12 protein-coding genes are annotated in these 14,698 nt (G+C 68.8%); 5 read left to right on the top strand and 7 right to left on the bottom strand.

All coding sequences use genetic code 11. The annotated features are described in order from the left end of the window. Nucleotides 1–140: 140 nt before the first annotated feature. The 4 genes from AB0M70_RS20180 to AB0M70_RS20165 all read left to right on the top strand — a co-directional run bounded on the left by AB0M70_RS20180 (nucleotide 141) and on the right by AB0M70_RS20165 (nucleotide 5,220). On the top strand, nucleotides 141–1,574 hold the full coding sequence (locus tag AB0M70_RS20180; RefSeq protein WP_365821324.1) for a NarK family nitrate/nitrite MFS transporter: 1,434 nt from the start codon (nucleotides 141–143) through the stop codon (nucleotides 1,572–1,574). Between the two features lie 267 nt (nucleotides 1,575–1,841). Then, complete coding sequence (gene pflB / locus AB0M70_RS20175; protein WP_365821323.1) at nucleotides 1,842–4,100, top strand: formate C-acetyltransferase; 2,259 nt, start codon at nucleotides 1,842–1,844, stop codon at nucleotides 4,098–4,100. 27 nt (nucleotides 4,101–4,127) lie between these two features. Continuing rightward, entirely contained in the window at nucleotides 4,128–4,928 is an 801-nt protein-coding gene (pflA, locus tag AB0M70_RS20170; protein WP_365821322.1) for a pyruvate formate-lyase-activating protein, read from the top strand. Between the two features lie 37 nt (nucleotides 4,929–4,965). After that, complete coding sequence (locus AB0M70_RS20165) at nucleotides 4,966–5,220, top strand: hypothetical protein (protein WP_365821321.1); 255 nt, start codon at nucleotides 4,966–4,968, stop codon at nucleotides 5,218–5,220. 7 nt (nucleotides 5,221–5,227) lie between these two features. On the opposite strand, the gene mscL is transcribed toward AB0M70_RS20165, so the two are convergent. The 6 genes from mscL to AB0M70_RS20135 all read right to left on the bottom strand — a co-directional run bounded on the left by mscL (nucleotide 5,228) and on the right by AB0M70_RS20135 (nucleotide 11,041). Further along, nucleotides 5,228–5,704 carry a large conductance mechanosensitive channel protein MscL gene (gene mscL / locus AB0M70_RS20160; protein ID WP_365821320.1) on the bottom strand — a complete coding sequence of 159 codons (477 nt, stop codon included), beginning with the start codon at nucleotides 5,702–5,704 and terminating at the stop codon, nucleotides 5,228–5,230. A 138-nt stretch (nucleotides 5,705–5,842) separates the two neighbouring features. Next, the gene (locus AB0M70_RS20155) at nucleotides 5,843–6,397 is read right to left on the bottom strand and encodes a hypothetical protein (RefSeq protein WP_365821319.1); all 555 of its coding nucleotides are present in this window, start codon (nucleotides 6,395–6,397) and stop codon (nucleotides 5,843–5,845) included. A gap of 204 nt (nucleotides 6,398–6,601) precedes the next feature. Then, a complete protein-coding gene (locus AB0M70_RS20150) occupies nucleotides 6,602–7,432 on the bottom strand; it encodes an S-methyl-5'-thioadenosine phosphorylase (RefSeq protein WP_365821554.1) in 831 nt (276 codons plus the stop codon). Between the two features lie 145 nt (nucleotides 7,433–7,577). Then, nucleotides 7,578–7,937 (bottom strand): FmdB family zinc ribbon protein, encoded by a 360-nt coding sequence (locus AB0M70_RS20145; protein WP_365821318.1) that lies wholly within the window; start codon nucleotides 7,935–7,937, stop codon nucleotides 7,578–7,580. 67 nt (nucleotides 7,938–8,004) lie between these two features. After that, nucleotides 8,005–9,270, bottom strand: a complete 1,266-nt coding sequence (locus tag AB0M70_RS20140) for an MFS transporter (RefSeq protein WP_365821317.1) — start codon at nucleotides 9,268–9,270, stop codon at nucleotides 8,005–8,007. A 250-nt stretch (nucleotides 9,271–9,520) separates the two neighbouring features. Continuing rightward, nucleotides 9,521–11,041, bottom strand: a complete 1,521-nt coding sequence (locus AB0M70_RS20135; RefSeq protein WP_365821553.1) for a potassium/proton antiporter — start codon at nucleotides 11,039–11,041, stop codon at nucleotides 9,521–9,523. 211 nt (nucleotides 11,042–11,252) lie between these two features. On the opposite strand from AB0M70_RS20135, the gene AB0M70_RS20130 reads away from it, so the two are divergent. After that, nucleotides 11,253–14,015, top strand: a complete 2,763-nt coding sequence (locus AB0M70_RS20130) for a penicillin acylase family protein (RefSeq protein ID WP_365821316.1) — start codon at nucleotides 11,253–11,255, stop codon at nucleotides 14,013–14,015. A 68-nt stretch (nucleotides 14,016–14,083) separates the two neighbouring features. Here the strand turns inward: AB0M70_RS20130 and AB0M70_RS20125 are convergent, their stop codons facing one another. Then, nucleotides 14,084–14,695: a 5-formyltetrahydrofolate cyclo-ligase gene (locus AB0M70_RS20125; protein ID WP_365821315.1), complete on the bottom strand. Its 612-nt coding sequence runs from the start codon at nucleotides 14,693–14,695 to the stop codon at nucleotides 14,084–14,086. Nucleotides 14,696–14,698 lie beyond the last annotated feature (3 nt).

The following is a 14,698-nucleotide window of genomic DNA, read 5'->3' as shown; positions in this document are numbered from 1 at the left end:
TCCGAAGGCCCTCTGTACTTCGTGTCTTTGGGCCGGTCGACGCGTGTCCTACGCCTCTGCTCTAGAAGAACCGCGCACGCGACGGTGGATATGTCAGGCCCCGGAGCAAGGTCGGGACCCGTAGCGAACTGGGAACCAACATGACATCGCCTGCCGCCCAAGAAACGCGGACCGCGCCATCGGGCAGTACGTACGACCCCGCGCAGTACCGCCCCGGCAAGACCATCACCGACTGGGAGCCGGAGAACGAGCTCTTCTGGAAGTCCATCGGCAAGAAGGTCGCCGCCCGCAACCTGTGGATCGCCGTCCCCGCGCTCCTTGTCGCGTTCGTCGTCTGGCAGGTGTGGTCGGTCACGGCGACCAACCTCAAGGACGTCGGCTTCGGTTTCTCCACCTCGCAGCTGTTCTGGCTGACGGCCGTCCCCGGCATCACCGGCGGCACGGCGCGCGTCCTCTACACCTTCCTCGGCCCGATGATCGGCCAGCGCCGCTTCACCGCGCTCTCCACGGTCGTCCTGGTCATCCCGCTGATCTGGCTCGGCATCGCGGTGCAGGACCCGAACACGTCGTACGGCGTGATGATCGCCATCGCCGCCCTCTGCGGTGTCGGCGGCGCCAACTTCGCCTCGTCGCTCGCCAACATCGGCTTCTTCTTCCCCAAGCGCGACAAGGGCAACGCCACCGGCATCAACGGCGGCCTCGGCAACCTCGGTGTCTCCGTCGTTCAGCTGGTCACCCCCATCGTCATCACCAGCTCGGTGCTCGCGGTCGGCTCGGCCCAGCACAAGGCGGACGGCACGCCCGTGTGGCTGCAGAACGCCGCGTTCCTGTGGGTGCCCGTCCTGGTGATCCTGGCCGCCGTCGCGTGGTTCGGCCAGAACGACCTGAAGGTCGCCTCCACCCCCTTCAGCCAGCAGAAGATCATCTTCAAGCGCAAGCACAACTGGCTGATGACCTGGCTCTACGTCGGCACGTTCGGGTCCTTCATCGGCTTCGCGGCGGCTCTGCCGATGCTCATCAAGACCACGTTCACGCCCATCGACGCGGCCTACTCCGCGGCCACGTACGCCTGGATGGGCCCGGCCGTGGGCGCGCTCGCCCGCTGGGCCGGCGGCTGGATCGCTGACAAGATCGGCGGCGCGAGGGTCACCATCATCTCGTTCGTCGGCATGGCGCTCTCGATCATCGGCGTCATCAACTTCCTGCCCTCCGGCGGCAGCGACGGCAACTTCTGGGGCTTCTTCGTCTGCTTCCTGTGCGCGTTCTTCTTCTCGGGCATAGGCAACGGCTCGACGTTCCGCCAGATCCCGGTGATCTTCCGGGCCCAGCACCTGAAGGGCCTGACGGAGGGCACCCCCGCCTACACGAAGGCGCTCAAGCAGTCCGAGATGGAGGCCGGTGCCGTCACCGGATTCACCTCCGCCATCGCGGCCTACGGCTTCTTCTTCATCCCGGCGATGTTCGCCAACTTCGCGGTCACCAGCGCGATGTGGGGCTTTGTGGCCTTCTACGCGAGCTGTATCGCGGTCTGCTGGTGGTTCTACGCCCGCAAGGGCGCGGAGTCCCCGAGCTGACGCCCCGAGCGGCGTCGGAACGGTGGGCCGGGTGTGGGAGCACCCGGCCCACCGGCATGCCCGGACGAAATTCTTGTGAATGCTTTCACAAGTGGACTTGGGTCCAAAGTCCTGAGCGAAACACCAGGTCAGTGAGGGTCTCCCTGCGCCTGGGAGCGACGAGAGGGGACCTCCGGCCCTGAAGTGGGGACCATCGCGGAGCCCTTGACCGGCCGGACCGGAGTGCAATGGAGGCAGAGCGAAAAAGCGATTCGGAAGGTGTCGACGATGACTGCTACTCCCGCGGAAACGACCGTGCACGGCCAGGCCTGGGACGGATTCAAGGGCGGCCTGTGGCGGGACGCCGTCGACGTCCGCGACTTCGTGCAGCAGAACTACACCCCGTACGAGGGTGACGGCTCCTTCCTGACCGGCGCGACCGAACGCACCACCCAGGTCTGGCAGAAGCTCCTGGCGATGTTCCCCGCGGAGATCGAGCGCGGCATCCACGACGTGGACGTGAAGACCCCGTCCCGCATCGACGCCTTCAGGCCCGGCTACGTCGACGCCGACCGCGATCTGATCGTCGGCCTCCAGACCGACGCCCCGCTCAAGCGCGCCATCATGCCCAACGGCGGCTGGCGGATGGTCGAGGGCGCGCTCAACGCCTACGGCCACGAGGCCGACCCCGAGGTCAAGGACATCTACACCCACCTCCGCAAGACCCACAACGAAGGTGTCTTCGACGCCTACACGCCCGAGATCCGCGCCTGCCGCTCCTCCGGCATCATCACCGGCCTGCCCGACGCCTACGGCCGAGGCCGCATCATCGGCGACTACCGCCGCGTCGCGCTCTACGGGGTCGACCGCCTCATCGCCGCAAAGGAAGCCGACCGGGACCTCCTCGCCGAGGAATGGGCCACCGAGGACGTCATCCGGGCCCGCGAGGAGACCTCCGAGCAGATCAAGGCGCTTGGCGAGCTGAAGTCCATGGCGATGTCCTACGGGTACGACATCTCCGGGCCCGCCACCACCGGCCGCGAAGCCGTCCAGTGGCTGTACTTCGCCTACCTGGCCGCCGTGAAGGAGCAGAACGGCGCGGCCATGTCGATCGGCCGCATCGACAACTTCCTCGACATCTACCTCCAGCGCGACATCGAGGCCGGCCGCATCACCGAGTCCGAGGCCCAGGAGTTCATCGACGACTTCGTCATCAAGCTCCGCATCGTCCGCTTCCTGCGCACCCCCGAGTACAACGAGGGCTTCTCCGGCGACCCGACCTGGGTCACCTGGTCCATGGCCGGCATCGGTGAGGACGGCCGTCCGCTCGTCTCCCGCACCACGTTCCGTGCCCTGCAGACCCTCTACAACCTGGGCCCCGCCCCCGAGCCGAACCTGACGGTCTTCTGGGCCCGCGAACTTCCCCGGGGCTTCAAGGACTTCGCCGCCCAGGTCGCCATCGACACCTCGGCCATCCAGTTCGAGTCCGACGACCTGATGCGCCCCAAGTACGGCGACGACACCGCCATCGCCTGCTGTGTCTCGGCGATGGCCGTCGGCAAGCAGATGCAGTTCTTCGGAGCCCGCGTCAACGTCGCCAAGGCCCTGCTCTACGCGATCAACGGTGGCCGTGACGAGAAGACCGGCAAGCGCGTCGTCGAGGGCTTCGAGCCCATCGAGGGCGACTACCTGGACTACGACACCGTCGTCGAGCGCTACGACGCCATGCTCGGCTGGCTCGGCAAGACGTACGTCCACGCGCTGAACGTCATCCACTACATGCACGACAAGTACGCCTACGAGCGCATCGAGATGGCGCTGCACGACCGGGAGATCCTGCGCACGATGGCGTGCGGCATCGCGGGCCTGTCCGTCGCCACCGACTCGCTGTCCGCCATCAAGCACGCCAAGGTCAGGGTCATCCGTGACGAGACGGGCCTCGCGGTCGACTACGCGATCGAGGGCGACTACCCCGCCTACGGCAACAACGACGAGCGGGCCGACCACATCGCCCGGCGCATCGTCTCGGACTTCATGGGCAAGATCCGGCAGCACCCGACCTACCGGAACGCGGTGCACACGCAGTCCGTCCTGACGATCACCTCGAACGTCGTCTACGGCAAGAAGACCGGCAACACCCCCGACGGCCGTCGCGCGGGCGAGCCGTTCGCCCCTGGCGCCAACCCGATGAACGGCCGTGACCAGCACGGCTACATCGCCTCCGCGCTGTCGGTCGCCAAGCTCGACTACGACGACGCCGAGGACGGCATCTCGCTCACCAACACCATCACGCCGGACGCCCTGGGCCGCACCCCTGAGGAGCGGGTCCAGAACCTCTCCGGAGTCCTCGACGGCTACATGGCCAGCGACGGCTTCCACATGAACGTCAACGTGCTCGACAGGGCGACGCTCCAGGACGCCATGGAGCACCCGGAGAACTACCCGCAGCTGACCATCCGGGTCTCCGGCTACGCGGTGAACTTCGTCCGCCTGACCCGCGACCAGCAGCTCGACGTCATCAACCGCACCTTCCACGGCTCCCTCTGAGCCCCTGAGCAGTCCGGGAGTCACGCCATGGCTGTCCTGATCGAAACGGGCTCGTCGCTCGGCTCGGCGACCCCCGCGGCCGCGGTCACCCGGCGGCCCGTCACCGGGTCCCTCCACTCCTGGGACCTGTCCACCGGCGTGGACGGGCCCGGCTCCCGCTTCGTCACGTTCCTCTCGGGCTGCCCGCTGGCCTGCCTGTACTGCCACAACCCGGACACCTGGCGGATGCGCGACGGCAAGCGGACCACCGTCGACGACGTGATCAAGGAGGCCGCGAAGTACACCGGGTTCATCGCTGCGGCGGGCGGCGGAGCCACCGTCAGCGGCGGTGAACCCCTCCTGCAGCCCGTCTTCACCGGCGAACTGCTGCACCGCCTCAAGCACGAACTGGGCCTGCACACCGCCCTGGACACGTCCGGTTTCCTCGGCGTGCGCGCCACCGACGCCCTGCTGCGTGACGTCGACCTCGTGCTCCTGGACATCAAGTCCTGGGACCGCGACACGTACAAGAAGGTCACCGGGCGGCCGCTGCGCCCCACCCTCGACTTCGCCCGACGTCTCGCGGACCTCGGCAAGGACGTCTGGGTGCGCTTCGTCCTCGTCCCCGGCCTGACCGACGACCCGGAGAACATCGAGGGCGTCGCCCGCTTCGCCGCCTCGCTCGGCAACGTCTCGCGCGTCGACGTGCTGCCCTTCCACAAGCTGGGCGAGGCGAAGTGGGACGCCCTCGGCAAGGACTTCACCCTGCGCGCCACCCCCTCGCCGCCCCCCGGGCAGGTAGCCGCCGCCAGGGAGATCTTCGCAGCTCAGGGGCTCACGGCCGTCTGAAGGACCCTGCGGTGCCGCACCGACGTACCCTGGACGCATGAGCACCGCCCCCGCCCCCGAACCGCGCGATCCGAAGGACCCGGAGACCTCGGAGGCCCCGAAGGAATCGGAAACCCCGAAGGGCTCCGCGGCACCGAAGAAGCCCAAGAGCGCCCTGGTCTTCGACGACCCCCTGTCGCAGCAGTCCTCGGACGACACGGACCGCGGGTGGGGCGAGCGGCCTTCGGCCGGCGGCGACAGCGCCGCCGACCTGGCGCGCTTCCTCGACGAGAAGCCGCCCCACCACTTCTGAGCCCGCGCTAGCGCTCGTCGTGCCCAGTGCCGCGCTGCGCCACCAGGGCGTCGCGGATCTCCTTGAGGACCTCCAGCTCCGAGATCTCGATGACCTCCTGCGTGCCCTCCTTCTCGGCCTTCCGCGCGGCCTGCCGCGCCAGATACTTGGCCATGGGCAGCACCATCAGGAAGTAGACGACGGCCGCGGTGATCACAAAGCTGAGGGTGGCGCTGAGGACCGAGCCCCACATGATCGGGATGCCGCTCTCGACCGTGCCGTCCGCCTTCACGACGCACGGCGACTGGAGACAGGAGCTGTAGTGGTCGAGGTCCTTCGTACCGAAGGCGCCGACCAGCGGGTTGATGACACCCTTCACCACGGAGTTCACGATGTTCGTGAACGCGGCTCCGATGACCACCGCGACCGCCAGGTCGACGACATTGCCGCGCATGAGGAAGGCCTTGAAGCCCTCCCAGAGACTCGGCTCGTTCTTCTCGCTCACCACGAGGCCTTTCGTTGCACATGCAGTTCGTGAAACAGACAGCTTCGCAAACTACGTCAGGGCCTGGTAGGACTGTCCAATTGGGTAACCCGAACGAGCGGCTTGACAGGAAATCAGTGCAGTCGCACACATCGTGAGTCAGCACAGCGTCACCGCCAGTCGCATGCCCGCACCCGCTCCGGCGAGCCGCGCCGCCGTCGCCCGTGGCACGGAGAGCACGAGCAACGCCCCTGCCTCGGCGGCGCTTTCGGCAGCACCCGCCTGAGCCCCTGGCACCTCGGTCACCCTCGCCCCGGCCGCCACCACCCGCGACGTCGATCCGTCCGATGCCACGACGTCGACCCGGTCCCCGCGGTGCAGCAGACGCACCGTCTCCGCGTCCGCGATCCGCACGGGTGCCGTCACCATGGCGGCGGCCCGCGGCTTCGAGGCCCGCGAAGGCGCTGCGGCGTCAGCGGCCGGGGTGGAAGCGGCCGGAGGCCCCTGCGCCCGCGCCCGTTCGGCATCACGCGGCCCGGCGGCCACGAGCGCGGCAGCGGTCACCGCGAGACCCGCGGCCATGGCCCGCCGCCTGTGCCGCAGCAGCCTTCGCAGGAGCGGGCGCCCGCCCCGCACCCGTACGGGAGCGAAGTGCGGGACCGGGCACGGCGGGGGAGGCGAAGGAGAGGAGATGTCTGAGGAAACCTGCGGCATGTCGGCCACCACCTGCGGAGAGTTCGGGAGCTCGGGAGAGCTGCGGATCTTGCCCTGCGCTCTCACGATGCAGGCCCGCGCCGAATCCCGCTGAGCCCCGTGCACTACTCACCGGTTGTGGACAACTCGCTCACCCGAAGGCGAAGTTCCGCCCTCGGGCCGGCCCAGCAAAAGCTCCGGCCCAAGACAGGTGATGCGGACCGCTCACGGCAGCTGAATCCCCGGCTCCATCCCGCCCAGCGCCCCCGCGCACAGGCAGTCCCGCTCACCCTCGGCGGGCAGCGCGGCCACCGCGTCGAACAGCACCGTCCGCAGCCGGTCCACATTCGCCGCGAACACCTGCAGCACCTCTTCGTGCGAGACGCCCTCGCCGCTCTCCGCGCCCGCGTCCAGGTCCGTGACCAGCGTCAACGACGTGTAGCAGAGCTCCAGTTCACGGGCGAGCACGGCCTCGGGGTGCCCGGTCATGCCCACCACCGACCAGCCCTGCGCGGCGTGCCAGATCGATTCGGCCCGGGTCGAGAACCGCGGCCCCTCGATCACCACGAGCGTCCCGCCGTCCACCGGCTCCCACTCCCGCCCACGGGCCGCCTTCAGCGCGGCGCTGCGCCCGGTGGGGCAGTACGGGTCGGCGAGCGACACGTGCACGACGTTCGGAATGCTCCCGTCGGGCAGCGGCACCCCGTCGAAATACGTCTGCGTACGCGACTTGGTGCGGTCCACGAGCTGATCGGGCACGAGCAGCGTCCCCGGCCCGAACTCGGGCCGCAGCCCGCCCACCGCACACGGGCCGAGCACCTGCCGCACCCCCACGGAGCGCAACGCCCACAGGTTGGCGCGGTAGTTGATGCGATGCGGCGGCAGATGGTGTCCGCGGCCGTGCCGGGGCAGGAACGCGACCCGCCGCCCCGCGAGGTCCCCCACGAACAGGGAGTCGCTGGGCGCTCCGTAGGGGGTGTCGACCTGGAGTTCGGTCACGTTGTCGAGGAAGGAGTAGAAGCCGGAGCCGCCGATGACACCGATCTCGGCCCGCATCGCTTCCGGTGTGCTCGCGTTCGCCGTATTCACCATGCCGAGCACAGTAGCCGGGCCCGAAAACGCCGAGAGCCCCGCTGTCGGAGGACAGCGGGGACCTGGAAGAAAGACGTGCCCGGGGCGGTCTGCCCGAGAAGCCCGAGGACTAGGCGGCCGACGAGCTCGACGAACCCGCCGACGACCCCGAGGAGGAGCCGGACGACTTCGAGTCCGACGACGAAGAGGACGCCGAGGACGACGAAGCGCTCGCGGAGGACTTGGAGTCCGACGACTTGGAGTCCGAGGACTTCGACGCGGTCGCCGTCGACGGCGTGCTGCTCGACGACGAGCCACGGCTGTCGTTGCGGTAGAAGCCGGAGCCCTTGAAGACGATGCCGACGGCCGAGAACACCTTCTTGAGGCGTCCGTCGCAGCTGGGGCACACGGTCAAAGCGTCATCCGTGAACTTCTGCACCGCCTCGAGGCCCTCGCCGCATTCGGTGCACTGGTACTGGTACGTCGGCACTTGCTTCCTCCTGGCACTCTCACTCGATGAGTGCTAACGACGGTCCATAGTGACGTATTCCGCGAGATCAGTCCACCGTGACCGGCTCGCGGTGACCCACGCCACGTGCCACGGTGCGTCCGACCGAGCGCGGGACGAGCCGCGAGCGCAGGGTCACGAGCACGACGAGGGCCAGTGCCGTACCGCCCAGCGGCACCAGGAATCCGGCGCCGTCCCAGAAGCGGTCCTCCAGCTGTCCCGCGACGGTGACGGCCGCGGCCTGGCCGAGCGCGACGGCGCCGGTGAGCCAGGTGAACGCCTCGGTGCGCCCGGAGGGGTCCACGAGGCGGTCGACCAGGGTGTAGCCGGTGATCAGCGCGGGCGCGATGCAGACGCCGACCAGAAGGCCGAGCCCGGCGAGGAGCACCACGGAGTGCGCGGCCCAGAGGCCGGAGGCCATCAGGGTCAGCGCCGCGTACCCGACGAGGAGGCGCCGCTGCGGGGCGATCTTCCAGGCGATGGCACCGCAGACGAGCCCGGAGAGCATGTTGCCGGCCGCGAACGTGCCGTACAGGACGCCGTTCAGGCCGGGTTCCCCGATGGACTCGGTGAAGGCGGCGAGCGAGACCTGCATGCCGCCGAAGACGGCGCCGATGCCCAGGAAGGTCACGATCAGCACCCGCACACCGGGGATGCGCAGCGCGGAGGTGTGCTCCACGCGCGCGTGCTCCTCGCGGGAGGCGGGCTTGGGCTGGGTGCTCTTCTGCGCGGCGAACAGCAGGCCGCCCACCAGGGTGAGTCCGGCCTCCGTGAAGAGTCCGGCCGCCGGGTCGATGGTCGTGCACAGCGCGGTCGCGAAGAGCGGGCCGAGCACGAACGTCAGCTCGTCGGTGACCGACTCGAAGGCGGCCGCCGTGCCCGCGAGCGGGGAGTCCTGGAGCTTGACGCCCCAGCGGGCCCGCACCATGGGGCTGATCTGCGGCTGCGAGGCGCCGGTGGGCACCGCGGCGGCGAAGAGGGCCCACAAGGGGGCGTCGGAGAGCGCGAGCACCGTCAGGGAGAGCACCGAGACGGTGTGGATGAGGACGCCTGGCACCAGGACGGCCCGCTGGCCGAACCGGTCGGCGAGCTTGCCGCCGAAGGGGGCGAACACCGCCATGGAGACGCCGGTGACGGCCGAGACGGCGCCGGCGACGCCGTACGAGCCGGTGGTGTGCTGCACGAGCAGCACGATGGAGATGGTCAGCATCGCGAAGGGCTGGCGCGCCGCGAAGCCGGGCAGGAGGAACGTCCAGGCGCCGCGGGTGCGCAGCAGCTGTCCGTATCCGGGGCGGGAGGTGACCGTGGATGCCACGGCCCGTGCCTTTCTGCCGCCTGGTAGCGCGGCCCCCTTGTTCAGGGTGGCGGCGCCGAGAGCTGTCCTCTTGCGCGGAACTGCGGTAGATGCCGGGTTGCCCACTGCGAGGGCACGCGGCCGCCATACGGTCGGCGCCAGCTCTGCTTCAGACAGAGTTGGTTCGATCAGTTGTTACAGAAGAAGTGTGCCTTCATCGTACAGGGGTTGGGGCCGATGGGGCCTGTGAATACCGAGAATGAGGCGCCTGTCACCTGCGATTCCCCCGGTCATCTGCGTCCTGACCAGCGGTTCCCAGCCATCCGGCCAGCTTTCCGCCCTGGCCGACGGCCCGCAGCCGCCGCTCCGCCGAGTCGCGCACCGGGTCGGTCGCGACCACCAGGAGCTCGTCCCCGCGCTGCAGCACGGTCGTGGGCTGGGGCACGAAGGATTCGCCGTTGCGAACGACGAGCGTGACCGCGGCGCCCGCGGGCATCCGCAGTTCGCCCACCTCGACGCCGTGCATCCGCGACCCCTTCGGGATTGCCACCGAGAGCAGGTGCCCGCGAAGGCGCTCCAGGGGCGCCGACTCGATGCCCAGGTCGGCGGCGCCCGAGGAGTCGCCAAGGCGCAGCTTCCTGGCCAGCCACGGCAGCGTAGGACCCTGGATGAGGGTGTAGACGACGACCAGGACGAAGACGATGTTGAAGATGCGCTGGCTGTCGTCGACGCCGTTCACCATCGGGATCGTCGCCAGGATGATGGGCACGGCTCCGCGCAGGCCCGCCCAGGACATCAGGGCCTTCTCCTGCCAGGGCATGCGGAACGGCAGGAGGCTGGCGATGACCCCTAGGGGCCGGGCCACCATGGTCAGAATCAAGCCGATGATGATCGCCGGCCAGGTGTCGTCGAGCAGGTCGTGCGGGGTGACCAGGAGGCCGAGCAGGACGAACATGCCGATCTGCGCGATCCAGCCGAGCCCCTCGGCGAAGCCGCGGGTCGCCGGCCAGTGCGGAAGTTTCGCGTTGCCCAGGACCATCGAGGCGAGGTAGACGGCGAGGAATCCACTGCCGTGCGCCATGGCTCCGGCCGCGTAGGCGGCGACAGCGATGGCCATCACGGCGATGGGGTAGAGGCCGGACGCGGGCAGTGCCACGTGCCGCAGGCCGTACGAGCCGAGCCAGCCCACCGCGATGCCGATCGCGGCACCGATCGCGAGCTCCAGGGCGATCTCGCCGATCAGGACGTACCAGTGCTCCACGGGACCCGCGGCGGAGAAGGCCACGACCAGGATCACCACAGGGGCGTCGTTGAACCCCGACTCCGCTTCCAGGATGCCCGTCACGCGAGAGGGGAGCGGCACCTTCCGCAGCACGGAGAAGACCGCCGCCGCGTCCGTCGAGGAGACCACCGCGCCGATGATGAGCGCCTGCCGCCACTCGAGGCCGACCAGGTAGTGGGCGCCGGCGGCTGTCACGCCGACGCTCACCGCGATGCCGACGATCGACAGGACGGCGGCCGCGGGCAACGCGGGTTTGATCTCTTTCCACTTCGTGCCGAGGCCGCCCTCGGCCAGGATCACGACGAGCGCCGCATAGCCGATGACCTGCGTCAACTCGGCATTGTTGAAGGTGACGTTGCCGATGCCGTCCTGGCCCATGGCAATGCCGATGCCGAGGTAGAGGAGCAGGCTGGGGAGCCCACTGCGCGACGAGATGCGGACCGCCGCGACAGCGACGAGCAGGACGAGCGAGCAGATGAGCAGAAGCTGGTTGAGGTCGTGGACAGTCAGGGGCCGTTCCTCTCCGCGCGAGCCAAGTACTTCGTTACCTTACCTAATTGTTAACGCTTCCTTGACGCCATCGAACTCGTGTACGGCACGTCGCCATGTAGGTTCCTGACTCCGCGTCCGAGGCCGCAGTGCCCTGCGCCTACAGTTGCTCCAGCGCTCCCACCACCGCCCAGCCAGCCCTGCCGCTCGCGTAAGGACAGCAAGGACAGCGATGCCCTCGAATACCACCGCCTCTTCCGGTCATAAGTCCGGCAAGAAGAAGGGGCGCCGAGCCCGCCTCCTCGTCGTCGTCCTGGTCCTGGCCATCGTGGCGGGCATCGGCTACGGGGCGTACTGGAGCGTCAGTACGGTGCGTGCCTCCTTCCCGCAGACCAAGGGGACGATCAAACTCGACGGCCTCGCCGGGCCCGTCGACGTGAAGCGCGACGGCAACGGCATCCCGCAGATCTACGCCGAGTCCGACGCCGACCTGTTCATGGCCCAGGGCTTCGTCCAGGCGCAGGACCGGTTCTGGGAGATGGACGTCCGCCGCCATATGACCTCCGGTCGCCTCTCCGAGATGTTCGGCAAGGGCCAAGTAAAGACCGATGAGTTCCTGCGGACGCTCGGTTGGCACCGCGTGGCGCAGAAGGAGTACGACACCAAGCTCTCGCCCGCGACGAAGAAGTACCTCCAGGCGTACTCCAAGGGAGTCAACGCCTACCTGAAGGACAAGAGCGGCAAGGACATCTCCCTGGAGTACGCCGCCCTCGGCTTCACCAACGACTACGAGCCCCAGGAGTGGACCCCCGTCGACTCCGTGGCGTGGCTCAAGGCCATGGCCTGGGACCTGCGCGGCAACATGCAGGACGAGATCGACCGCTCCCTGATGACCAGCCGTCTCGGCCCGTCGCAGATCAAGGCGCTGTACCCGGAGTACCCGTACGCGCGGAACAAGCCGATCGTCCAGGAGGGCGCCTTCAACAGCGTCACCAAGGAGTACGACGGCAAGGCCGGCAGCACGGGCAGCCAGTCGCAGACCGGCGGCGCCGCGGGCACGGGCCTGGCGGGCAACACCCAGGCCCCCGACGGCCTGCAGTCCCAGCTGTCGGGCCTCTCCGACATCCTGGACAGCGTCCCGGACGCGGGCCTCGGCCCGAACGGCAACGGCATCGGCTCCAACTCCTGGGTGGTCTCCGGCGACCACACGATCACCGGGAAGCCGCTGCTCGCCAACGACCCGCACCTGTCGCCGCAGCTGCCGTCCGTCTGGTACCAGATGGGCCTGCACTGCCGGACGGTCTCCAAGGACTGCCAGTACGACGTCTCGGGCTACACCTTCGCGGGCATGCCCGGTGTGGTCATCGGCCACAACCAGGACATCGCCTGGGGCATGACGAACCTGGGCGCCGACGTCACCGACCTCTACCTCGAGAAGTTCGAGGGCGACGGCTACGAGTACGACAACAAGGTGCTGCCCTTCAAGACGCGCACGGAGACCATCAAGGTCGCCGGCGGCAGTCCCAAGAAGATCACCGTCCGGGAGACCGGCAACGGCCCCCTGCTGTCCGACCGCGACGACGAACTGGTGAAGGTCGGCAAGAAGGCCACCGTCGACAGCGCAGCCCCCGACCGGGGCGACGGCTACGGAGTCTCGCTGCGTTGGACCGCGCTCAAGCCGGGCAAGTCGATGGACGCCGTCTTCGAGCTCAACAAGGCGAAGGACTTCGCGGGCTTCCGCAAGGCAGCCGCTTCTTTTGAAGTGCCCTCGCAGAACCTGATCTACGCGGACACCAAGGGCCACATCGGCTACCAGGCGCCGGGCAAGATCCCGGTCCGCGGCAAGGGTGACGGCGCGCTTCCCGCGCCCGGCTGGGACTCGGACTACCGCTGGACCGGCTACATCCCGCAGGCCGCGCTGCCCTACGAGTACGACCCCAAGCGCGGCTACATCGTGACCGCCAACCAGGCCGTCATCGACGACGAGAAGTCCGACTACCCGTACAAGCTCACGTCGGACTGGGGCTACGGGGCGCGCAGCCAGCGCATCACCGACCTGATCCAGTCGAAGATCAAGGACGGTGGGAAGGTCTCCACCGAGGACATGCGCACGATGCAGATGGACAACAGCAGCGAGATCGCCAAGCTGCTGGTGCCCAAGCTGCTCAAGATCGACGTCAAGGACAGCTACGTCCGTGAGGCGCAGAAGCTGCTCGAGGGCTGGGACTACACCCAGGACCCCGATTCGGCGGCTGCCGCGTACTTCAACTCGGTCTGGCGCAATATCCTGAAGCTCTCCATCGGCAACAAGCTGCCCAAGGAGCTGCGGGTCAAGGGCCAGTGCCTGAACGTCGAGCCGGCCGGGAACACCGGCCCCGCCGACGAGGCCGAGCCGGTGCGCGAGTGCGGCCAGCGTGATGCCGAATCCGCGCAGCCCGATGGCGGCGACCGCTACTACGAAGTGATCCGGTCGATCATGGACGACCAGGACAACGACTGGTGGAAGTCGCCGAAGACCCGCACGGACGCCGAGACCAAGACCCGCGACCAGCTGTTCGGCCGGGCCATGGAGGACGCGCGCTGGGACCTGACGGCCAAGCTCGGCAAGGACGTCGACACCTGGAGCTGGGGCCGCCTGCACCGGCTGACCCTGAAGAACCAGACCCTGGGCGTCGAAGGCCCCGGCTGGCTCCAGTTCATGCTCAACCGCGGCCCGTTCAAGCTGGGCGGCGGCGAGGCGGCGGTCAACGCGACCGGCTGGAACGCGGCGGGCGGCTACGGGGTGCAGTGGGTGCCCTCGATGCGCATGGTGGTGAACCTCGACGACTTCGACAAGTCGAAGTGGATCAACCTCACCGGTGCTTCGGGCCACGCCTACAGCGCGCACTACACCGACCAGACCAGCAAGTGGGTCAAGGGCGAGCTGCTGCCGTGGTCCTACTCGGGCGACGCCGTCAAGAAGAGCACGAACGACACCCTGGTGCTGCGGCCCTGAACCGCCGCACGCAGCAGTGAAAGGGCCCTCCACGCGCGCGTGGAGGGCCCTTTCCGTCGTCGGGGGCCTCAGCGGAAGTGGCGGACTCCCGACGGGGTGACGACGGCGTGCACCGGCTTGTCGTGCGGCTCTTGGGGGACGTGCGCGACGACTTCGGTGTCGTACAGGAGCACCACGAGGGCCGGATCGGCCCCGGCCCGTCCGAGCCGGGCCAGCACCCGGTCGTACGAGCCGCCGCCACGCCCGAGGCGCATCCCGCGCGCGTCCACGGCCAGGCCCGGCAGCAGCACGACGTCGGCCGCCACGACCGCGTCGGGCCCAAGGCGTGGTCCCGAGGGTTCCAAGAGCCGGATCTTTCCCGGGTGTTGCACGGGGGCCAGCGAGTCCGCGCCCTCATAGGCCGCCCAGTCCAGGTCGTTGTCGTCCAGGAGCACCGGCAGCAGGACCCGTGTCCCGCGCGCGTGCAGGGCGTCGAGGAGGGCCCGCGTCCCCGGTTCGCTCCCCACGGAGACGTACGCGGCGACCGTGCGCGCCCCGGAGAGCTCCGGTGACTCCAATGCGCGGTCGGCGAGAACCGCGGCGGCCTTCTGTGCGTCATCCCTAGTCAACCGGCTTCTCACCGCGAGGATTTCTCCGCGCAATGTGCGCTTGGTTGGCTCGGCGGGGCCGGTTTCTTGCATGGT

The sequence above is a fragment of the Streptomyces sp. NPDC051214 genome (assembly GCF_040682375.1).
GTDB lineage: Bacteria > Actinomycetota > Actinomycetes > Streptomycetales > Streptomycetaceae > Streptomyces.
Note: the sequence above shows the minus strand (reverse complement) of the source record. Positions and strands in the feature narration are given on the sequence as shown.

Bases quoted from the DNA above. Each gene is read 5' to 3' on its own strand.
- AB0M70_RS20165 (WP_365821321.1), top strand. From the start codon at position 4,966: ATGAGCACCGCCCCCGCCCCCGAACCGCGCGATCCGAAGGACCCGGAG.
- pflB (WP_365821323.1), top strand. From the start codon at position 1,842: ATGACTGCTACTCCCGCGGAAACGACCGTGCACGGCCAGGCCTGGGAC.
- pflA (WP_365821322.1), top strand. From the start codon at position 4,128: ATGGCTGTCCTGATCGAAACGGGCTCGTCGCTCGGCTCGGCGACCCCC.
- AB0M70_RS20180 (WP_365821324.1), top strand. From the start codon at position 141: ATGACATCGCCTGCCGCCCAAGAAACGCGGACCGCGCCATCGGGCAGT.
- AB0M70_RS20130 (WP_365821316.1), top strand. From the start codon at position 11,253: ATGCCCTCGAATACCACCGCCTCTTCCGGTCATAAGTCCGGCAAGAAG.
- AB0M70_RS20150 (WP_365821554.1), bottom strand. From the start codon at position 7,432: ATGCGGGCCGAGATCGGTGTCATCGGCGGCTCCGGCTTCTACTCCTTC.
- AB0M70_RS20125 (WP_365821315.1), bottom strand. From the start codon at position 14,695: ATGCAAGAAACCGGCCCCGCCGAGCCAACCAAGCGCACATTGCGCGGA.
- AB0M70_RS20155 (WP_365821319.1), bottom strand. From the start codon at position 6,397: ATGCCGCAGGTTTCCTCAGACATCTCCTCTCCTTCGCCTCCCCCGCCG.